The organism is Hymenobacter algoricola (genome assembly GCF_039539525.1).
GTDB classification, from domain to species: Bacteria; Bacteroidota; Bacteroidia; order Cytophagales; family Hymenobacteraceae; genus Hymenobacter; species Hymenobacter algoricola.
The window spans coordinates 104,566-125,709 of record NZ_BAABDH010000039.1 but is presented as its reverse complement, the minus strand read 5'-3'; the positions used below and the strand labels follow the sequence as shown (position 1 = coordinate 125,709).

The following is a 21,144-nucleotide window of genomic DNA, read 5'->3' as shown; positions in this document are numbered from 1 at the left end:
CTATGAACAAACTGCTGCTGCCGGCCGCTGCCGCCTCGTTGGCCCTGGCCTCTTTTGCTTACCCATTCTCGCGTTCCACAACTGCCGTGACTGAGCCCATTTCCCTCGCGGACCCCAATACCACCGATGAAGTCCCCCAGGATCATAAGCTGGTGATTTATCAGGTGATGACGCGCCTGTTCGGCAACAAAAAGGTCCTGAACAAGCCCTACGGCACCGCGGCCGAAAACGGGGTGGGCAAGTTCAACGACATCCACGACGTGGCCCTGCAGGCTATCAAAAAGCTGGGGGTGAGCCACGTCTGGTACACCGGGGTACTGGAGCACGCCACCATGACCGACCACAGCAAGGCCGGCGGCCCCGGCCCCGACGATGCCGACGTGGTGAAAGGCCGCGCCGGCTCGCCCTACGCCATCCGCGACTACTACGACATTGCCCCCGACCTGGCCGTGGACGTGAAAAGCCGCCGGCAGGAGTTTGAAGCCCTGGTGAAGCGCACCCACGCCAACGGGCTGAAGGTTATCATCGACTTCATTCCCAACCACGTAGCCCGCTCCTACGCCTCCAACGCCAAGCCCGCCGGCGTGGCAGACCTGGGCGAGAAGGACGACAAGACCAAGGCCTTCGCGCCCAACAACAACTTCTACTACCTGCCCGGCAAAAGCCTGGTGGTGCCCAAAGCCGGCAACCCGCTGGGTGCGGCCCTGGGCCCGAAGGAGGATGGCAAGTTTACCGAAAACCCCGCCAAAGCCACCGGCAACGACGTTTTCTCCGAGGCCCCGAAGGTGGACGACTGGTACGAGACCGTGAAGCTCAACTACGGCGTCGACTACCAGAACGGCCGCAGGGGCTACTTCGAGCCCATCCCCGATACCTGGCTCAAGATGCGCGACATCCTGGTGTACTGGGCCCAGAAAGACGTCGACGGCTTCCGCTGCGACATGGCCGAGATGGTGCCTATCGAGTTCTGGGCCTGGGTGATTCCGGAGGTGAAAAAGGTGAAGCCCGACATCCTTTTCATGGGCGAGGCCTACAACCCCAAGGAGTATAAAAACTACCTGGAGAAGGGCAAATTCGACTACCTCTACGACAAAGTCGGCCTCTACGACGGCCTGCGCCGCCTGATGACCACCGGCGGCACCACCGAAGACATCACCACCGTGTGGAGCCAGGAAAGCCGGGGCTTCGGCTCCCGGATGCTGCGCTTTCTGGAAAACCACGACGAGCAGCGCATTGCCTCCAAGGACTTTGCCGGCGACCCGCGCACCGCCATTCCGGCCATGACGGTATCGGCCACGCTGGGCTCGGGGCCGGTGATGGTCTACTTCGGGCAGGAGGTGGGGGAGCCCGCCAACGGCGCCGAGGGCTTCAGCGGCCCCGACGGCCGCACCTCCATCTTCGACTACTGGGGCGTGCCCGAGCACCAGAAATGGATGAACGGCGGCAAGTTCGACGGCGGCAAGCTCGACGGCGGCCAGAAGCTGCTGCGCGAGTTCTACTCCCGCCTGCTCAACCTGAGCAGCCGCAGTGAGGCCATCCGCCGGGGCCGGTTCTACGAGCTGCAGGACGCCAACAACCTGGGCAAGGAGTACGACCAGCGCATTATCTACAGCTACCTGCGCTACACCGACAAGCAGAAGCTGCTCATCGTCGTCAACTTCAGCAAGGACAAAACCCTGAAGCCCACCCTCGAAATCCCGAAGGCGGCCACGCTGGCCATGGGCCTCGACCCCGACAAGTTTTACACCTACACCGACCTGCTCAACAACTCCCCGGCCACCGGCAGCCTGACCGTGACGCTGCCCCCGCTCAGCGCCTGCGTGTTCGAAATAAACCCCAAGTAGTGGCTGGTTTTTGGGTATTGGTTTTTGGAAGTCGTTAAACGATCTAAAAACCAACAACCAATACCCAAAAACCAGCTCCCAAGCTCTAAACTTCTAAAAATTCCCCATCGATGGCAACCAGTGTAGTGGCTTCGGCCAGCACCCGCGACAAACCCCGCCTGAGCTTCTGGCAAATCTGGAACATGAGCTTCGGCTTTCTGGGCATCCAGTTCGGCTTTGCGTTGCAGAACGCCAACGTGAGCCGCATCTTCGAAACCCTGGGCGGCACCGAAATAGCTCTGTACTGGCTGGCGGCGCCCCTTACCGGCATGCTGGTGCAGCCCATCATCGGCTACATGTCCGACCGCACCTGGAGCCCGGCCTGGGGCCGGCGGCGCCCGTTCTTCCTGATCGGGGCCATTTTGGCCTCATTTGCCCTGCTGGTGATGCCCAACGTGACGGCGCTGTGGATGGCCGTGGGCATGCTCTGGATTATGGATTCCAGCATCAACATCAGCATGGAGCCGTTCCGGGCCCTGGTCGGCGACCTGCTGCCGGCCTCCCAGCGTACCACCGGCTTTGCGGCCCAGACGTTCTTCATCGGGGTGGGGGCCGTGGTGGCCTCGTCCTTGCCGTGGATGTTTGCCAACTGGTTCGACGTGCCCAATACGGCCCCGGCCGGCCAGATTCCGCCCTCGGTGAAGTACGCCTTCTACATCGGCGGCGTCGTGTTTTTTCTGGCCGTGCTCTGGACGGTGCTGCGCACCAAGGAGTACCCACCGGATAACCTGGCCGAGTTTGAGGAGGAAAAGCGGCGCACGGCCGGCTTCTGGAACGGCATCCGCGAGTCGTTTGCCGGCATCACCCACATGCCCAAGACGATGGCCCAGCTGGCCGTGGTGCAGTTCTTCTCCTGGCTGGCGCTGTTTTCGATGTGGATTTACACCACGCCCGCCGTCACCAGCCACATCTACCACACCACCGATACCACCTCCAAGCTCTACAACGAAGGCGCCGACTGGGTGGGCATCTGCTTTGCCGTCTACAACGGCGTGTCGGCCATTGCGGCGCTGCTGCTGCCGGCCATTGCCCGCGCCACCAGCCGCCGCGTGACCCACCTGATCTGCCTTACCGCCGGCGGCCTGGGCCTGATTTCGATCTACTTTATCCAGAGCCCCACCATGCTGCTGCTGCCCATGGTCGGCATCGGCATTGCCTGGGCTTCCATTCTGAGCGTACCCTACGCCATGCTGGCCGGCGCGCTGCCCGCCAACAAGATGGGCTACTACATGGGTGTGTTCAACTTCTTCATCGTCATCCCGCAGGTAGTGGCCGGCCTGATTCTGGGCTTCTTTACCAAGTCGGTGTTCCACGGCGAATCGGTGTACACGCTCATGCTGGGTGGGGTATCGATGATTATTTCCGGCCTGCTGACGTTGCGCGTCAACGATGCCGACGACATCCAGCTCCCCGCCGAAACCCCCGTGCTGGCTAACCCCGCCTACGACTCGCCCCTGCAGACGGATCCGCGCGTATAACGCTCTTTCTCAGAACCCTCATTCCAACAACAAGGGCCGCTTCCTGGCAGGAAGCGGCCCTTGTTGTTGGAATGAGGGTTCTGAAAGGCGGGCGTACCGCACGCAGCTTCGGCGCCCGGACTAGCTGCCGGTTTCGAGCCACTGCTGGGCCGGGGCTTCTTCGATAAACGAGCGGAACCCACCGCGCAGTTCGGGGTTTTTCAACCGCTCAAGGATGGTAGCCTGATGATTGGGCGTGGTCAGGTAAGCCAGGCGGGGTGAGGTCTGGGGCAGCGCTTCCACCAGCTGGGCGCGCAAATCCTTCAGCACCCACTCGAAGTCTTCGGCGCTGGCCAGGCCGCGGCTGCGCAGGTCGACCAGCCAGTGGCCGGCGCCCAGGGGCTGGGCCATAGCCAGGGCCTGCTGGTAGCCCAGCCGGTGCTCCTCCGACGATACCGGCCGCGTCCAGCGCATAAACAGCGTGTGCAGGTCGGGACGGTAGGTGAGGCGCAGGTAGCTGAGGTCGAGGAAGTGGACGAACATGGGGCCGGAAGGAACAGCAGCAATACGCAGGAACGGGCGGCGGGTAGGCGCCGGGGCGGAAAAGCCCGTTACTTTGCAGAACCAGCTAAACCGGTCCCGGACCCAAACCTCCCGGCGGCCTGATGATTAATTGATGAAATACCTGTTTTCTGTTCTTGTCCTGGGCCTGCTGGCCTTTACGGCCGCCGCCCAGCCCCCCGCCCAGCCCCAGCGCGACGGCCTTACCTGGGCCGATGGCCAGCTGCTGCTGCTCCAGGGCGGCAGCGCCCGGCCCGTGACCCGGGAAGTACGCCTGCCCAGCGGCACCCGCATTGCTCCCGGCGGCCACGTCACGCTGCCCACCGGCCGCCAGGGCCAGTTCCTGCCCGGCGACGGGGTCGACCCGGCTACCGGCACCTGGTTTGCCCGCCGCGCCCGTAACGCCGACGGCACCACCTTCCTGCCCTTGCCCGTGCGCCTGGAGTTGCCTGCCCCGGCCCTGGGCCGGGTACCGGCCAGTGGCAGCAGCACCACGACCCGCCGCTACCACTACGAGCAGAACCGCCAGCGCGACAAAAACGGCCGCCGCCTGCCCAACAAAGAGGACGACGACGATGACGACGACTAAATCCCGCCTGTCATCCTGAGCCTGCGAAAGACCTTCCTCTTCTCGTAATGCTGATTCCTTTCAGCGCAAAAGCCCTTTATCATCCGTTGGCAAGGGGCTTTTTACGTTTAATCAGCTTCCCGGAAAACGAAGAGGCCGGTCCTTCACTTTGCGTGCGCCAGATCAAGGAGGACAGGAAAAAAAGGCTCTACCTTCCGGCCATGCTCTTATCCCGGATGGCTTTGAACTCCGAGCCGGCTTTCCACTGCGGGAAGGTGGTTTCGGCGGCCAGGCGCTGGCCCACGCGGAACAGCAGGCGGGCATCCTGCTCCATGCCGCGGTAGTCGGCGGTGGGGCTGTACTCGTCGGAGGGCTGGTGGTAGTTTTTGGCCTCGAACTCCTCAGCCCGCTTTTGCGCGTACGCTTTGCCCTTCAGGCGGCTGTCGGCCTGACCGCTGGCGTAGAGGGAGGGCACGCCCACGTGGGCGAAGCTGAAGTGGTCGGAGCGGAAGAAGTAGCCTTTGTCGGCGTTCGGGTCGGGCAGGATGTAGCGGTCCTGCTCCTGGGCCGCCGCGCGGGCGTAGTCGTCCAGCTCCGACTGCCCGTAGCCGATAACGGTCAAATCGCGCATGGGGCCCATGGTGGGCAGGTCGTCCATGTTGAGGTTAGCCACGGTTTTAGGCACCGGAAACAGCGGGTGGCTGGCGTAGTACATCGAGCCCAGCAGGCCCTGCTCTTCGCCCGTTACGGCCAGAAACACGATGCTGCGGCCGGGCTTTTCCTGGGCCTGCCGGAAGGCTTTGGCAATGCTGAGCAGGGCCGCGCAGCCGCTGGCGTTGTCGGCGGCCCCGTTGTAGATGGAGTCGCCGTTCACGGCCGCCCCAATGCCCAGGTGGTCCCAGTGGGCCGAGTAGATGATGTACTCCCCGGGCCGCTTGGTGCCGGGCAGCACGGCCACCACGTTCTTGGACGTCTGCCGGCGCAGCTTGTTGGTGATGCTGGTGCTCAGCGTCAGCGCGCCCAGGGCGCCACCCTTGAAGCCTTTCTTATTGGCCGCGGCGTAGGCCTCATCGTAGCTTTGGCCGGCGGCCCCAAACAGCTTTTTGGCCGCGTCCAGGGTTATCCAGCCTTCCAGGGTGCACTTGCTGGCACCCTTGTCGGCGGTCTGGTTGCGCAGCTTGGCCCCCGAGTAGCTGCTCTGCACCACGCTCCAGGGGTAGGCCGCCGGCTTGGTGTCGTGGATGATGAGCAGACCCGTGGCGCCCTGGCGGGCGGCCTCCTCGTACTTATACATCCAGCGGCCGTAGTAGGTCATGGCGCGGCCCTTGAACAGGGTGGTGTCGTTGCCTGCGTTGCCGGGGTCATTCACCAGCACCACCACGGTTTTGCCCTTCACGTCGAGGCCGGCGTAGTCGTTCCAGCCGTACTCGGGGGCCACCACGCCGTAGCCGGCAAACACCAGCGGGGAGCTGTTCACCGTCACTTTTTCCTTTTCCTGCTGGGTAAAGGCCATGTAGTCGGTTTTGAAGCTGAGCGTCAGCGGCTGCTTGCCGCCGCTGATCTGCATGGTGGGTGCGGGCGTGCCGGTTATTTCCACCAGGGGCACAGCCTGAAAATAGGTGCCGTCCGGCCCCGGCTGCAGCCCCAGCTTCCGGAACTCGGCGGCCAGAAACGTGGTGGCTTTCTGCTCGCCGATGGTGAAGGGCTTGCGACCCTGGTACTCGTCGGAGGCCAGCACCCGGATGTAGCGGCCGATGCCCGCCGCCGTGATGCCATCCGGAGGGGAGGGCGCCACAGTGGTATCCAGCGGGGCAGCTTCAGGCGCGGCGGCGGCGGCGGCCGAGTCGGAGGAGCGGCTCTGGCAGCCGGCCAGCAGCGTGAGCAGCAGGGTGCTGGCGGCCAGCAGGGGAGAAGGAGAAAAGCGCATGGAGGGGAGGGAAGAAAGAAAAGAACGTTTCAAGGTGCCGAAAAAACGGCGTACTGCAACTTTGGGCCGGCGCGCGGCGGCCCGGCGTGGACGCGGCCCGCCGGAGCTGCGGCGCGAGCTTTCGAACCCTCACCGCGCCCAGCCGAAGCCTCGCCGCGTGCTTCCGGAGCCTCGTTCGTGCATGTATCGTGCTCCAGGCCGGCTTTTTAACCTTAAAATGCGGCGCGCTGGCACAAAAGCGGGGGCTGGCCTCGTTGTGGGGCCCACAGCCCGGCCGGCGTCTTCCGGGTCGCGTATTCTTGACGCAGCCGCCCGCCGCGCCCTGTGTCTTTTTCCCGCTTACCTTCCGGCTGAATTTCCTTCCTATTCTCCTTCTATGTCTAAACACTCCCTCCTGCTGCTCACGTTGGGCACTACGCTCGCGCTGAGCCCGGCCGTGGCCCAGCAGAAAACGGCGGCTCCGGCCCCCGCCAAATCCGCCGCCCCGGCCGGCCCCACCACGGCCGCCGGCACCCGGCTGGTGGAAAAAGTAACCCGCCAGCCCGGCGAGCTGGTGATTCCCTACGAGAAGTACGTGCTGGCCAACGGCCTCACGCTCATCGTGACCGAGGACCACTCCGACCCGCTGGCCCACGTCGACGTGACCTACCACGTGGGCTCGGCCCGGGAGCAGATCGGCAAGTCGGGCTTTGCCCACTTCTTCGAGCACATGATGTTTGAGGGCTCCGACCACGCCCCGCAGGGCATGTTCGACAAGTACGTCATCGGCTCGGGCGGCACCAACAACGGCAGCACCAACCGGGACCGGACCAACTACTACGAAACCATTCCGAACAACCAGCTCGAGCGCGCCCTCTGGCTGGAGGCCGACCGCATGGGCTACCTGCTCGACGCCGTCACCCAGCCCCGCTTCGAGGTGCAGCGCGCCACGGTGAAGAACGAGCGTGGCCAGAACTACGACAACCGCCCCTACGGCCTGGCTAGTGAGTACGTTTCCAAGACGCTCTACCCTTACGGCCACCCCTACAGCTGGCTGACCATCGGCTACCTCGCCGACCTGGACCGCTCCAACGTGCAGGACCTGAAGAACTTCTTCCTGCGCTGGTACGGCCCCAACAACGCCACGCTCACCGTGGGCGGCGACGTGCAGCCGGCCCAGGTGGTAGCCATGGCCGAGAAGTACTTCGGCTCCATCAAGCGCGGGCCGGCGGTGAAAAACAATGTACTGCCCACGCCCAGGCTCACCCAGGACCGCTACGTGAGCTACCAGGACAACGTGCGCTTTCCGATGCTGCAGCTGGTGTTTCCGACCGTACCCCAGAACCACCCCGACGAGGTGGCCCTCGATGCCCTGGCCGCCATCATCGGCGGCGGCAAGAACTCGCTGCTCTACAAGAACCTGATTAAGAACCAGCGGGCCGTGCAGGCCCGCGCCGGCCACCCTACCGCCGAGCTGGGCGGGGAATTTAACATCACGGCCCAGGCCTTCCCTGGCAAGGGCCTCGACAGCCTCGAGTACCGGGTGCGCCAGAGCCTGACCGAGTTTGAGCGCCGCGGCGTCACCGACGAAGACCTGCTGCGCTTCAAAGCCAGCCGCGAGTCGCAGCTGGTCAGCAGCCTGTCGTCGGTCAACGGCAAGGTGAGCACGCTGGCCGAAAACCAGACCTACACCGGCAACCCCAACTACCTCACCGTGCAGGTCAAGCGCCTGCGCGCCCTCACCAAGGCCGACGTGCAGCGGGTATACGGGCAGTACATCAAGGGCAAGAAGGCCGTGGTGCTGAGCGTGCTGCCCAAAGCCGGCGGCACCGCCCCGGCCCGGCCCGACAACTTCACCGTGTCGCCGGCCGGCTACCAGGCGCCCGCCGATGAGTACCAGGGCCTGAGCTACGTGAAGGGCCAGGACAGCTTTGACCGCAACGTGGTGCCCGCCGCCGGCACCAACCCCGTGGTGACCGTACCCACGCTGTGGCAGGAAGGCTTTGCCAACGGCCTGCGCGTGATGGGAACCCGCAACACCGAAGTGCCGGCCGTCAATATGCTGCTGACCATTCGTGGTGGGCACCGCCTGGCTCAGAACGACCAGGCCAAGGCCGGCGTGGCCGCCCTCACGGCGGCCATGCTCAATGAAGGCACGCAGAAGTACACCGGCGAGCAGATGGCTGCCGCCCTGGAGCGCCTGGGCAGCAGCATCACGGTCAGCCCGGGTGCCGACAACACCACCGTGCAGGTGCAGAGCCTGACCAAAAACCTGCCCGCCACGCTGGCGCTGCTGGAGGAGAAGCTGATGCGCCCGCGCTTCGACCCGGCCGACTTCGCCCGCCTCAAAAAGCAGACCCTGGAAAGTATTGCCAACCAGGCCACCCAGCCCGTGGTCATTGCCAACAACACCTACAACGCCCTGCTCTACGGCCCCGGCGACATCATGGCCGTACCCGTAGCGGGCACCACGACCACGGTGCAGAGCCTCACGCTCGACGACGTGAAGCAGTTCTACCAGCAGTACTACGCGCCCAACCTCGCGCACCTGGTCATCGTGGGCGACGTGAACCAGCAGGACGTGCTGCCCAGGCTGGCGTTTCTTAAAGCCTGGCCGCGCCAGAAGGTGACGCTGCCCGCCGGCAACCCCGGCCCGCAGCCCGATAAAACCCGCCTCTACTTCGTGAACAAGGACGGCGCGGCCCAGTCGGAAATCCGCATCGGCTACCTGGCCCTGCCCTACGACGCCACCGGCGACTACTACCGCGCGTACTTGGCCAACTACCTGCTCGGGGGCGAGTTTACCAGCCGTATCAACCGCAACCTGCGCGAGGACAAAGGCTACACCTACGGCGCTTACTCCGGCTTCCGTGGTACTCGCTACGTAGGTCCATTCACGGCCCAGGCCGGCGTGCGCGCCGACGCCACCACGGCGGCTCTGGTCGAGTTTCAGAAAGAGCTCAAGAACTTCCGCAACGGCATCACCGACGAGGAGCTCAAAACCCTGCAGACTTCCGTGGGCCAGAGCGACGCGCTGAGGTACGAAACCGGCCCCCAGAAAGCCGCCTTCCTGGCCCGCCTGCTCGAGTATGACCTGCAGCCCGACTTCGTACAGCAGCAGAACGCCATTCTGCGCGGCCTGAAGAAGGAGGACGTGCAGGCTACGGCCCAGAAAGTGCTGCCCCTGGACCAGATGTACATGGTGGTGGTCGGCGACCGGGACAAGGTATTTCCCGGCATCACGGAGCTGGGCTACGAAATCGTGGAAATGGATGCCAATGGCAACCGCCTCACGCCCCAGACCAACTTTGGCTCGTCGGCCCGGCCGGCGGCGCCGGTGCCCGCTCCCGAGGTGGTAAAAGCCAAGTCCAAAACGGAGGGTGCCGACGGCCGCAAGTCGAAGCGCAAGCTGAAAAAGGACGACAACAGCACCAAGGTAAAGGAGAAGGGCGAGTAAGCCCCCCTTCGAAACCAGCAAAAAGCCCGGTTCCTGCCCAGGAGCCGGGCTTTTTGCTGGGCTCCGGCCAACGGTTCCCGACTCGCAGGACCGCCCGGGGCGGCCCGCCGGCCCTGCGGCCTAGCGCCCGACCCTCGGCTCGTCCGGCGGGGCTGTAAAGTTTGCGCCGTGGCGGCCGGCGGAACAATTTACCCCTGGCTTGTTGTCGTTTGGGTAAGCGGGCGGCGTGCAGCCTTCGCGGCTTTAATGCGTATCTTTCCCGGGCCTGCAATGGGCCATTAGCGTGACTTGGAGAAACAATCAGTGGCTGTAACGACTACGAATGCGCCGGCACTGGAGCAGGTCCTGGCGCAGCTGGATGCTTTTAAGCGGAAGTTTTACCTGAACCTGCTGGTGCGCGGCGCCCTGGTGGCCGGCGGCCTGCTGCTCACGCTGTTCGTGGTCTTCAACCTGCTCGAGTACTTCCTTTACCTGCCAACCTGGGTGCGGGGCGGGCTGCTGTTCGGCTTCCTGGGCCTTACCCTGTACGCATTTATCCACTGGATCTGGCAGCCGCTGGCGGCCCTCACCAACCTGCGCCGCCTGCTCAGCGACGAGCAGGCCGCCGCCCGCGTGGGGGAGCTGTTTCCGCAGGTGCAGGACAAACTGCTCAACGCCCTGCAGCTGCAGGGCCAGGCCCGCGAAAATGCCCTGGTGGCCGCCAGCCTGGAGCAGCGCGCCGGCCAGCTCACCGGCCTCGAATTCTCCCGGGGCATCAACATCACCCACCAAAGCCGGCCGCTGTGGAAGTACCTGGCCGTGCCGGCCGGCGTGATGGCGCTGCTGCTGCTGCTCTGGCCCAGCCTGTTTGTGCAGGGCACCGACCGGATTCTGCACTACCGCAACGCCTACGCCCCGCCCGCGCCGTTCCGGTTCGTGGTGAAGAACAAAAACCTCAACGCCTTCAAAAACGAGGATTTCAAGCTTGAAGTCGCCATCGAAGGCGACGTGCTGCCCAACGAGCTGACCATTGCCTACGGCGGCCGGGAGCGGCGCCTGACCAAGGACAGCGGCAACACGTTCAGCTACGAGTTCAAGCAGCTGCAGCGCGACGTGGAATTCCAGCTCAGCGGTGCCGGCTTCACCTCCGACGACTACGACCTGACGGTGAAAGCCCGGCCGAATCTGCGCGACTTCGCCGTGCAGGTCACTTACCCGGCCTACCTGGGCAAAGCGGCCGAAACCATCCGCAACTCCGGCAACCTGACCGTGCCTGAAGGCAGCACCGTGCGCTGGGACTTCGCCACCGAAGCCACCGACCAGCTCCAGCTGCGGTTTGAAAACCCCACCGAAACCGTGACGGCCACCGAGGCCGACGACCAGTTTCAGGTGACGCGCCGCATTCTGCGCAGCCAGCAGTACGCCGTGCGCCTGCAGAACGCGGCCAGCCTCAACCGGGACCCGATTCAGTACCAGATTACCGCTATTCCCGACCAGGGGCCGGAAGTTACCGTGGAAAGCTTCGCCGACACCACTTCCCTGCGCTACCTGGCCCTGGGCGGCACCGTCCGTGACGACTACGGCCTCTCGCGCCTGCAGCTGCACTACCGCGTCACGTCAAAAGCCCGGCCCAATGCCGATTACCGGGCGCGGGCCCTGGCTTTACAAAGCGGCCCCACGCAGAGCTACACCTACCAGTGGGACCTGGCCGCGCTGAACCTGCAGCCCGGCGACCGGCTCGAATACTTCGTGCAGGTGTGGGACAACGACGGCGTCCACGGCCCCAAGTCGGCGCGGACGCGGGCGGCGGAGTTCCGGCTGCCTTCCAAAACCGAGCTGCGCCAGCAGATGGCCTCGCAGTCGGCCTCGGTGCAGAGCCAGCTGAGCAAATCCCAGGAGCAAAGCAAGAAGATGGAGCGGGAGCTGGCCAAGGCTTCCGACAAGCTCAAGACCAAGCGGGAGCTCAACTTCCAGGACCGCAAGCAGCTGCAGGACATGCTGGAGCAGAAAAAGCAGATGGACGAGCAGATTTCGGACATGAAAAAGCTGTTCGAGGAGCTCAATCAGCAGCAGGACCAGCTCGACCCCAAAAGCCAGGAGCTGGCCGAGAAGGCCAAGGAGCTGCAGAAGCTGATGGACTCGCTGCTCGACCCCGAAACCAAAAAGCTCTACGAGAAGCTGCAGAAGCTGCTGCAGGAGCAGAAGGCGCCCGACGTGGATATGCAGAAGCTGATGAAGCAGCTTGAAAACAAGGAAAACACCCTGCAAAAGGAGCTGGAGCGGGCCCTGGAGATGTTCAAGCAGCTGCAGTACGAGCAGAAGCAGGAGCAGGCTACCGAGAAGCTGGAGCAGCTGGCCCAGGAGCAGGAAAAGCTGGCCGAGCAGACCGAGAAAAACGACAAGGACAACCAAGCCAAGGGCGACGACAAAAAGCAGCAGCAGCAAAAGCAGGAAGAGCTGAAGCAGCAGCAGGCCGAGAAAAACCAGCAGTTTAAGGACGTCAAGAAGGACCTCGACGAACTCAAGAAGATGGACGAGCAGCTGGAAAACCAGAACGGCGCCGACGACATGAAGCCCGAACAGCAGCAGGTGGATGAGCAGCAGCAGGAAAGCGAGGAGCAGCTGGGCAAAAACCAGAACCAGAAAGCTAGCCAGAGCCAGCAGAAAGCCGCCCAGCAGATGAAGCAGATGGCCCAGAAGATGCGCCAGCAGCAGCAGGAAGAGGAAAGTGACCAGAAGCAGGAAAACATCGACGACCTGCGCGATATCCTCGAAAACCTGCTCAAGCTCAGCTTCGACGAGGAAAGCCTGATGAAGCAGTTCCGCCAGGTCGACCAGACCGACCCGCGCTTCGTGCAGCTGGGCCAGAACCAGCGCAAGCTCAAGGACGACGCGGCCGTGATTCAGGATTCGCTCTACGCTCTGGCCAAGCGCGTGGCGCAGCTGCAAAGCTTCGTGACCCGCGAAGTTGGGGAGATGAACGGCCGCATGGACGAGTCGCTGGACCAGATCCGGCAGCGCAACGTGGCCCGGGCCACCGGCAGCCAGCAGCTGGCCATGACGAGCATGAACAACCTGGCCCTGATGCTCAACGACGCGCTGCAGCAGATGCAGCAGGAGCAGCGCGAAAGCCAGAGCCAGCCGCAGCAGGGCGGGGGCAAGCCCGGCAAAAAGAAGAAGAAAGGCAGCTCCGCCGGCGACGGCCAGATGGGCCGCATGCAGCAGCAGCTCAACCAGCAGATCCAGCAGCTGCAGCAGAGCGGCAAGACCGGCCGGGCCATGAGCGAGGATCTGGCCAAGCTGGCCGCCCAGCAGCAGATGCTGCGCGAAGCCCTCAAGGAGCTGGAGAAGCTGCAGGAAAAAGGCGGCAAAGGCACCAAGGACGGCAAGGGCCAGGACGGTGCCGGCGGCACCGGCGACGTCAAGAAATTGATGGAACAAACCGAAACCGACCTCGTAAACAAGCGGCTAACGGAGCAGACGGTGCTGCGCCAGCGCCAAATCCTCACCCGTTTGCTGGAAGTCGAGAAATCGGCCCGGGAGCGGGACCAGGACGAGAAGCGCGAAGCCCAGACCGCCCAAACCCGCCCACCGGTATTTCCGCCCGCTTTCGACAAGTATAAGCAGCAGAAAAACCGGCAGACGGAGTTGCTACGTACAGTACCGCCGGCCCTCACGCCGTACTATCAGCGTGAGGTAAGTGAATATTTTCAGAAAATGAAATAGCGTTCCGCTAATTTTACCGCCCGCTCTCCTTTAAGCCACCTATGAAACAGGTCAAAATTCAGGTTCCTTCCCTCGTTGAGAATATTCGCGTCGTAGAAAGCTTCATCGATAACTCGAAAGAAACCTTCCACATCGAAGATGACATCTATGGCAACATCATGGTGGCCGTCACCGAGGCCGTGAACAATGCCATTCGTCACGGCAACAAGTTCGATAAGGACAAGAACGTGTACCTGTCGCTGTACGTGAACAAGGACCGGGTGCGGTTTGAAGTGGAAGACGAGGGCGAAGGCTTCGATTTCAACAACCTCATCGACCCAACCGCTCCCGAAAACCTGGAAAACCCCGGCGGCCGCGGCATCTTCCTGATCCGTCATCTCGCCGATGAGGTGGAGTTCAACAAGGAAGGCCGCAACGTGCAGCTCACCTTCTTCTTGGCCCCGGCGCCGGCCGACGCCGCGGCCTCCGATACCGTTTCTTCTTCTTCCGAAAACGCCGCATGACCCAGCTCCCTCCCGGCACTGAGGATGAGATGAGCGAAGACCTGCCCGAGCAGTCGTCGGAGTCGCACGGCATTGAGTTCTTGGTGGAAGACGTGGACTTCGAGCTGGCCGAGGCCGAGTCGCTCATCTCCTGGATTGAGCGCATTGCCAAGGTCCACGAGCACGACATCGTGCAGCTCACCTACATCTTCTGCTCCGACGAGTACCTGCACCGCGTCAACGTCGAGTACCTCGACCACGACACCTACACCGACGTCATCACCTTCGACAACGCCGACGACGCGGACATCATTGAGGGCGACATCTTTATCAGCGTGGAGCGGGTGCGCGAAAACGCCCAGCAGCTCGGCCTCGCCTTCCCCGATGAGCTGCACCGGGTGATGATCCACGGCGTGCTTCATTTGCTGGGCTACGCCGACAAGGACCTGCTCAGCCAGACGGCCATGCGCAAAAAGGAGGATTACTGTCTGTCGCTGCGCACGTTCTAACGCCTACTGCTTTTCCTAGACTGATTCAGAAAAACGCCCGCACGACTGCGGGCGTTTTTGTTTCTCTAGGGCTGATTCGAAATCAGAACCAACTCCGGGCAACATCATTCCGAGCGTAGCCGAGGAATCTCGCTGGAAGGCGTTGCAGCGCTATTGTCATGCTGAGCCCCGCGAAGCATCTCGCCTGCTAACGTCTGATTGATCATCCACCATCAGCACACGAGATTCCTGGGCAAGCTTGGAATGACCGTTCTTTTTTGAGCAGCTACGACGCCTGTTTCCGCTTCTACTCCATGTCAGCTACCTCTTCGCCTCATCTCACTATTCCCGGCCCGGCCCTGGACTATTACCTGAGCCAGGGCTACTACCGGATGCACCAGAATCTGTTTACCTGCCGCTTTCTGCCCATCGAAGGCAGCGTGTATACGGCGCACTGGCTGCGGCTGGTGCTGGCCGATGTGCACGACGGCCCGGAGCAGCGCCGGCTGCGCCGCCTCAACGCGCGGTTTGCGGTGACGCTACGCCAATTCCAGCTCACGCAGGAGCTGGAGGAGCTGTACGCGGCGTATCTGGGCGCCATCACCTTCGATGCCCCGCCTACCGTGGAGTCGTTTCTGCTGGATGGGGCCGAGCACAATGCCTTCAGCACCGGCATCGTCGAAGTGCGCGACGGGGCCCGGCTCATTGCGGCCGGCATCTTCGACACCGGCGCCCGTGCCCTGGCCGGCATCATGAACTTCTACCACCCCGACTACCGCCGCCACAGCCTGGGTAAGTACCTGATGCTGCTCAAGCTGGACCACGCCCGCCGCCAGCACTACGACTATTACTACCCCGGCTACGTGGTGCAGGGCTACCCCAAGTTCGACTATAAGCTGTTTGCCTGCCCGGCCGCCACCCAGGTTTTCGACTGCCTCACGGGCCACTGGCTGCCATTCTCCCGGGAGGTCGTGGCCGGGCAGTCGGCGGTGCTGCTGGCCGACTGGCAGGAGCAGGACCCGGAGGAGCCCACCACAGATTAAACGGAACGGCCGCGCGCAAAAGCGGATTCCTGCCTATCTTTGCGCACGTTCTGAGCAGGTTGCGTCCGACTTTTTAGCCTTGACTTTCAAGCGAAACGCCCGCCCGCCGCGGGCGTTTTCGGTTTTCGGGCCGCGCGAACTTTGTAGCTCGCCTTTCCTGTTAGCCCCGAACGACTGCCCCGAACACCCGCCCGGCGTGCGCTACTCTGCTCGCGCTACTGCTTAGCCTGCCATGTTTCAGCAAGAAGAATACGACGTCATTGTAGTTGGAGCCGGCCACGCCGGCTGCGAAGCCGCCGCCGCCGCCGCCAACCTCGGCTCGAAGGTGCTGCTGGTCACGATGAACATGAACACCATTGCCCAGATGTCGTGCAACCCGGCCATGGGCGGGGTGGCCAAGGGCCAGATTGTGCGCGAGGTCGACGCGCTGGGCGGGCAGAGCGGCATCATTACCGACAAGACCATGATTCAGTTCCGGATGCTGAACCGCTCCAAGGGCCCCGCCATGTGGAGCCCGCGCGCGCAGAGCGACCGGATGCGCTTCGCCGAGCAGTGGCGGACGACGCTGGAGCAAACCCTGAACGTGGACTTCTGGCAGGAGTCGGTGACGGGCATCGTGGTGGAGAATGATACCGTGGTGGGCGTGACCACCCAGCTCGGCATCGAGTTCCGGGGCAAGTCGGTGGTGCTCACCAACGGCACGTTCCTCAACGGGCTGATTCACATCGGCGAGAAGAACTTCGGCGGCGGCCGGGCGGCCGAGAAGAAAAGCACCGGCATCACCGAGCAGCTCCGGGCGCTGGGCTTCGAGACGGGCCGCATGAAAACCGGCACCCCGCCCCGCGTCGACGGCCGCAGCCTCGACTACTCCAAAATGGAAGAGCAGGCCGGCGACGAAACGCCCAGCAAGTTCAGCTACCTCGACACGCCCGCGCTGACAAAGCAGCGGCCGTGCTACATCACCTACACCAACGCCGAAGTCCACGAAATCCTGAAGGAAGGATTCGAGAAGTCGCCGATGTTTCAGGGCCGCATCAAGGGCCTGGGGCCGCGGTACTGCCCGAGCGTGGAAGACAAAATCAACCGCTTCGCCGACAAGGACCGCCACCAGATCTTTGTGGAGCCCGAGGGCAGCAGTACGGTGGAGATGTACATCAACGGCTTCAGCAGCAGCCTGCCCGAAGACGTGCAGTACCGCGCCCTGCGCAAGATCGTGGGCTTCGAGAAGGCCAAGATGTTCCGCCCCGGCTACGCCATCGAGTACGACTTCTTCCCGCCCACCCAGCTCCAGCTGACCCTGGAAACCAAGCGGGTGAAAAACCTGTACTTCGCCGGCCAGATCAACGGCACCACGGGCTACGAAGAAGCCGCCTGCCAGGGCCTGATGGCCGGCATCAACGCTCACAACAAGGTCAACGGCAAGGAGCCCTTCATCCTGAAAAGGAGCGAGGCCTACATCGGCGTGCTCATCGACGACCTCGTGAATAAGGGCACCGACGAGCCCTACCGCATGTTTACGAGCCGGGCCGAGCACCGCATCCTGCTGCGCCAGGACAACGCCGACCTGCGCCTGACGCCGCTGGGCCACGCCCTGGGCCTGGCCTCCGACGAGCGGCTATTCCGGGTGGAGCAGAAGCAGCGCGAAACCAACGAGGTGGTGGAGCTGCTGAAGTCTTTCGCCGTCGAGCCGGCCGAAATCAACGGCTTGCTGGAGGAGCTGGGCTCGGCCACCCTGCACGAGCGGACCCGGGCCATCAACCTGCTGCGCCGCCCCAACCTGGAGCTGGAGCACCTGACCCGCACGCTGCCGAATCTGACGCTGGCGCTGGCTCATTACCTGCCCGACAGCCTGGAGCAGGCCATCATTGCCATCAAGTACGAATCCTACATCGAGAAGGAAAACCAGCAGGCGGCCCGGGTGGCCGAGCTGGAAAACTTCGTCATTCAGGGCCGCCTCGACTACCAGCAGATGCCGGCCCTCTCGCACGAGGCCCGCGAAAAGCTGCTCAAGGTGCAGCCCGAAACCATTGGCCAGGCCGCCCGCATCAGCGGCGTGTCGCCGGCCGACATTTCGGTGCTGATGGTGTATTTGGGCCGGTAGGGGAGAGGTGGCATGGTGCTGCGTAAACGCTACTTTTTGCTGTTAGAGCTGGCGGCCGGAGCTTGACTATGTGGCTTGCTGCTGTTCTGGCTGTGGCGTCCCAAGCTGTTCGACAGCGAAGAGTACTTCGACGAGATATACTACGTTTGGCTGTTTTCCACGCTGGGGCTGCTGCTCAGTTTTCTCCTGGGCTTGTTTATGACGCTCCGTAACCTGGTGCAAAAAATTTGGGGCAAGCACTCGGGTAGCTGCTGGTGGGCGGGTTGGGCTTGGGTGCAGGTCTATTCTTTTGGCTAGCCACCAGCGTCTTTCTGATGGGTCACATGGGGCGACCCCGGCCCGGCCGAGGCCGCTCGTTTGGAAGGCCGGTAGCATCATATTGCCGATAGTCTTCGCTGATCTATGCCGGGCTCAAGACTACTGCTAATGGCTACCTTTTTCTATCTGAAACGGTGGCCGTTTTAGTTTTGTACCTTCACGCTGTCGTTGCATTGCCACCAAGCAATCAGCGTAATCAGCAAAATCAGCGTTAATCTGTGTCCTACGAACGATTAGAATCCTGCCCGGTATGCGGCAAAAACGACTTCCGCAACAAGCTGGTGGTGGAGGATAAGTCGGTGAGCAAGGAAAGCTTTGCCATTGTGCAGTGCACGGCCTGCACGTTTCAGTTTACCAATCCACGGCCGGGCCTGGCCGATATCGGGCGCTACTACGAGTCCGACGACTACGTGTCGCACAACAGTGCCGCCACCGGCGTCATCAACCAGGCATACCGGGTGGCGCGCTTTTTCACCATGCGCCGCAAGGTGGCGTTGCTCAACAAGCAGGCCCCGCGCAAAGGCAAGCTGCTGGACTACGGCTGCGGCACCGGTCACTTCCTGGCCACCGCCCGCGCCGATGGCTGGCAGGTAGCCGGCTACGAGCCCAGCGCCCGGGCCCGCGAGGAAGCCACCCAGCGGGTGGGGCAGCCCATCAGCGCCGAAAGCCTGGTGCAGTTTCAGCAGGGCTCGTTCGATGCCATTACGCTCTGGCACGTGCTGGAGCACGTGCACACGCTCAACGAAACCATGCAGCAGCTGGTGAGCCTGCTCAAGCCCGACGGCGTGCTCATCATTGCCGTGCCCAACGTGGAAAGCCTCGACGCCCAGCACTACCGCCAGGACTGGGCCGCCTACGACGTGCCGCGTCACCTCTACCATTTCAGCCCCAAAACCATGAAGCAGCTGCTCAAAAAGCATAAGCTCACGGTGCGCGAACTGCTGCCCCTGCCCCTGGACGCCTACTACGTGAGCATGCTCAGCGAGAAGCACAAGGCCGAGCGCGGGGGCGGGCTGCTCACGGTGCTCAAGGCCGGCTACAAGTCCAACAAGTTTGCCGAGGAGCACGAGGGTCTGTATTCGAGCGTTATTTACGTGGCCGCCCAGCGCTGAGCAGCTATGGCCGCGCCTGCTTTCCCGTGGTTGGTGTTGCTGCTGGGCCTGCTGGCGCCGGCAGGCCTCGGCGCCGGGGTAGGGGAGAAGCAGCCTTTCGGAGCCAGGCCACTCAGCGCGGCCAAAGCCGGCACGGCCGCCCGGGGCGGGCCGCCCGGCTCATACCTTTTGCCTTCGCGGCGCGTTCCGTACCCGGATACCGCCCGCCGGCCGGTAGCCGTGCCCGACACGGTGAAGACGCGCCCCGCGGCCGTGGCCCTGGAGCCCGACGATGATAAGCTGACCCGCAAATCGACCATCTACATTGTGGCGGCCATGGCCGCTCTTACCCTTACCACCCTGCTGCTGTATAATGTCCGTTCGCGCTGATCTGCTGTTTTTGCTTGCCGCCGGTGCCGTGCTGGGCGGGTGCGCCACGATTAGCTCGCCCCAGGGCGGCCCCCGCGACCTCACGCCACCCAAGCTCGTGAGCACCTCCCCGGCCAACGGGGCCCGCAACGTGCAGCGACAGTCCATCCGGCTGGAATTCTCGGAGTCGGTGCAGCTGAAGGACCTGACCAAAAACCTGCTCATAGCGCCGGTGATGGCCGACAACAAGTACCAGATCAAGGAGGAGCGCACGGCCTTCACCCTGGAGTTTGAGAAGCCCTTCGACCCGAACACCACCTACTCCTTCAACTTCCGCGAAGCCGTGGTGGATATCACCGAGAGCAACAAGGCCTCCGGCGTGCAGCTGGCCTTCAGCACCGGCGCCCGCCTCGATTCGGGTTCGGTGCGCGGTACCGTCACCGAGCTGCTCAACAACCAGCCCGTGGGCGACGTGGCGGTGGTGCTCTACCCCGAAGCCGACACGCTCAACATCCGGCGGGGGAAACCCTACTATCTGGCCCAGACCGAAAAGACGGGGACGTATTCGCTGCAAAACCTGAAGGAAGGCCGCTACCTCATGTTCGCCCTGGCCGACAAGAACCAGAACGGCCGCTACGACGAGGGGGAGCGAATCGGCTACCGGGCTGGCCTGCTCACCGTGCGCCCCGGCCTCGACTCGGTCAACTTCGCCCTGGTCCGCCCCGATGGCCGCCGCCCGCTTATCGTCGGCCAGCAGGGCAGCCCGACGCAGTTTAAGATCACGCTCAACGAAGGCGTCCAGCAGGCGGTGCTGGCGCCCCTGGGTGCTTCGGCCCCCACTGCTCCCGTCCTCAACGAAAGCCTGGTGGTGACCGAAAAGGGCCGCACCGTGCTGCTGTTCCGCACCGCGGCGCTGGCGGAGGGCCGCTACGTGCTGGCTTCCACCGACAGCGTGGGCAACACCGGCCGCGACACCATCAACGTGCGCTTTCCGGGCACCGCGCCCGTCCGCCGCGCCGCCGCTTACACGGTAGATGGCAGCCCCCGGTCGGTGTACCGGCAGGGCCTGCTCACGTTTAAGTTTACCGAACCCCTGCGGCCGCTGGCCGCGGCCAAGTCCGCGGGGACACTGCTGGAGGACTCCCTGACCCGGCGGCCCCTGCGCGTGCCCCAGGAGATAACGCTCAGCCCCGACCGGACGCAGCTTATCGTGAGCCTGAACACCAAAGCCAAGAAAACGGTGACGGTTACGCTCGACAGCACGGTCGTCCTGTCCAGCACCGGGCAGCGCCTGGGCCTGAAGCCCCTGCGGCTGGCCGTCACCGAAGATTCCCCGTTCGGGAGCGTGGCCGGCACCGTCCAAACCAAGTACAAGCGCTACCAGCTCCAGCTTCTTGATGCCAACTACCAGCCCGTAGCCGTGCTCGACAGCCCCAAAGGCACGTTCCGTTTCGACAACCTGCTGCCCGGTCCCTACCGGCTGCGCGTGCTCATCGATGCCGACGCCGACGGCACCTGGCGCGGCGGCGACCCCCAGCTGCGGCGGCCGGCCGAGCCGGTGTACCTGGTGCCCCAACCCGTGCAGGTGCGGGCCAACTGGGAAGTCGACGACCTGAAAGTGGCTTTCTAGCCTCGGCTTTTCATTTTCAATAGCTGGCCGCGGCCCCGGTAACTCTACCGGGGCCGCGGCCTTTTCACGCTTTACGCCCGGCTGC

Annotated in this window: 15 protein-coding genes; 13 read left to right on the top strand and 2 right to left on the bottom strand. The window is 63.5% G+C overall.

The features are described from left to right. Positions 1 to 2: 2 nt before the first annotated feature. The gene (locus tag ABD842_RS11395; protein WP_345113654.1) at positions 3 to 1,844 is read left to right on the top strand and encodes an alpha-amylase family glycosyl hydrolase; all 1,842 of its coding nucleotides are present in this window, start codon (positions 3 to 5) and stop codon (positions 1,842 to 1,844) included. Between the two features lie 110 nt (positions 1,845 to 1,954). Continuing rightward, a complete protein-coding gene (locus tag ABD842_RS11390; protein WP_345113651.1) occupies positions 1,955 to 3,361 on the top strand; it encodes an MFS transporter in 1,407 nt (468 codons plus the stop codon). A 120-nt stretch (positions 3,362 to 3,481) separates the two neighbouring features. Here the strand turns inward: ABD842_RS11390 and ABD842_RS11385 are convergent, their stop codons facing one another. Then, positions 3,482 to 3,883 carry a hypothetical protein gene (locus ABD842_RS11385; protein WP_345113648.1) on the bottom strand — a complete coding sequence of 134 codons (402 nt, stop codon included), beginning with the start codon at positions 3,881 to 3,883 and terminating at the stop codon, positions 3,482 to 3,484. A 133-nt stretch (positions 3,884 to 4,016) separates the two neighbouring features. Between ABD842_RS11385 and ABD842_RS11380 the strand changes: the two genes are divergently transcribed. Further along, entirely contained in the window at positions 4,017 to 4,490 is a 474-nt protein-coding gene (locus ABD842_RS11380; protein ID WP_345113646.1) for a DUF6799 domain-containing protein, read from the top strand. Positions 4,491 to 4,677: 187 nt separating this feature from the next. On the opposite strand, the gene ABD842_RS11375 is transcribed toward ABD842_RS11380, so the two are convergent. Further along, on the bottom strand, positions 4,678 to 6,396 hold the full coding sequence (locus ABD842_RS11375) for a M28 family metallopeptidase (protein ID WP_345113643.1): 1,719 nt from the start codon (positions 6,394 to 6,396) through the stop codon (positions 4,678 to 4,680). Positions 6,397 to 6,772: 376 nt separating this feature from the next. Between ABD842_RS11375 and ABD842_RS11370 the strand changes: the two genes are divergently transcribed. The 10 genes from ABD842_RS11370 to ABD842_RS11325 all read left to right on the top strand — a co-directional run bounded on the left by ABD842_RS11370 (position 6,773) and on the right by ABD842_RS11325 (position 21,059). Beyond that, positions 6,773 to 9,832 (top strand): M16 family metallopeptidase, encoded by a 3,060-nt coding sequence (locus ABD842_RS11370; RefSeq protein ID WP_345113640.1) that lies wholly within the window; start codon positions 6,773 to 6,775, stop codon positions 9,830 to 9,832. A 303-nt stretch (positions 9,833 to 10,135) separates the two neighbouring features. Then, positions 10,136 to 13,537, top strand: a complete 3,402-nt coding sequence (locus ABD842_RS11365) for a DUF4175 family protein (protein WP_345113637.1) — start codon at positions 10,136 to 10,138, stop codon at positions 13,535 to 13,537. A 41-nt stretch (positions 13,538 to 13,578) separates the two neighbouring features. Continuing rightward, positions 13,579 to 14,040 carry an ATP-binding protein gene (locus ABD842_RS11360; RefSeq protein ID WP_345113634.1) on the top strand — a complete coding sequence of 154 codons (462 nt, stop codon included), beginning with the start codon at positions 13,579 to 13,581 and terminating at the stop codon, positions 14,038 to 14,040. Then, the gene (ybeY, locus tag ABD842_RS11355; RefSeq protein WP_345113630.1) at positions 14,037 to 14,528 is read left to right on the top strand and encodes an rRNA maturation RNase YbeY; all 492 of its coding nucleotides are present in this window, start codon (positions 14,037 to 14,039) and stop codon (positions 14,526 to 14,528) included. Before ABD842_RS11360 ends, ybeY begins: the two co-directional genes overlap by 4 nt. Positions 14,529 to 14,821: 293 nt before the next feature. Further along, the gene (locus ABD842_RS11350) at positions 14,822 to 15,550 is read left to right on the top strand and encodes a GNAT family N-acetyltransferase (protein ID WP_345113627.1); all 729 of its coding nucleotides are present in this window, start codon (positions 14,822 to 14,824) and stop codon (positions 15,548 to 15,550) included. Between the two features lie 232 nt (positions 15,551 to 15,782). Further along, positions 15,783 to 17,651 carry a tRNA uridine-5-carboxymethylaminomethyl(34) synthesis enzyme MnmG gene (gene mnmG / locus ABD842_RS11345; protein WP_345113625.1) on the top strand — a complete coding sequence of 623 codons (1,869 nt, stop codon included), beginning with the start codon at positions 15,783 to 15,785 and terminating at the stop codon, positions 17,649 to 17,651. A 75-nt stretch (positions 17,652 to 17,726) separates the two neighbouring features. Then, positions 17,727 to 17,948, top strand: a complete 222-nt coding sequence (locus ABD842_RS11340) for a hypothetical protein (RefSeq protein ID WP_345113622.1) — start codon at positions 17,727 to 17,729, stop codon at positions 17,946 to 17,948. 239 nt (positions 17,949 to 18,187) lie between these two features. After that, entirely contained in the window at positions 18,188 to 19,081 is an 894-nt protein-coding gene (locus ABD842_RS11335; RefSeq protein WP_345113619.1) for a class I SAM-dependent methyltransferase, read from the top strand. A 6-nt stretch (positions 19,082 to 19,087) separates the two neighbouring features. After that, entirely contained in the window at positions 19,088 to 19,450 is a 363-nt protein-coding gene (locus tag ABD842_RS11330; protein WP_345113616.1) for a hypothetical protein, read from the top strand. Next, positions 19,434 to 21,059 carry an Ig-like domain-containing domain gene (locus tag ABD842_RS11325; RefSeq protein WP_345113614.1) on the top strand — a complete coding sequence of 542 codons (1,626 nt, stop codon included), beginning with the start codon at positions 19,434 to 19,436 and terminating at the stop codon, positions 21,057 to 21,059. Before ABD842_RS11330 ends, ABD842_RS11325 begins: the two co-directional genes overlap by 17 nt. The last annotated feature ends 85 nt before the right edge of the window (positions 21,060 to 21,144 follow it).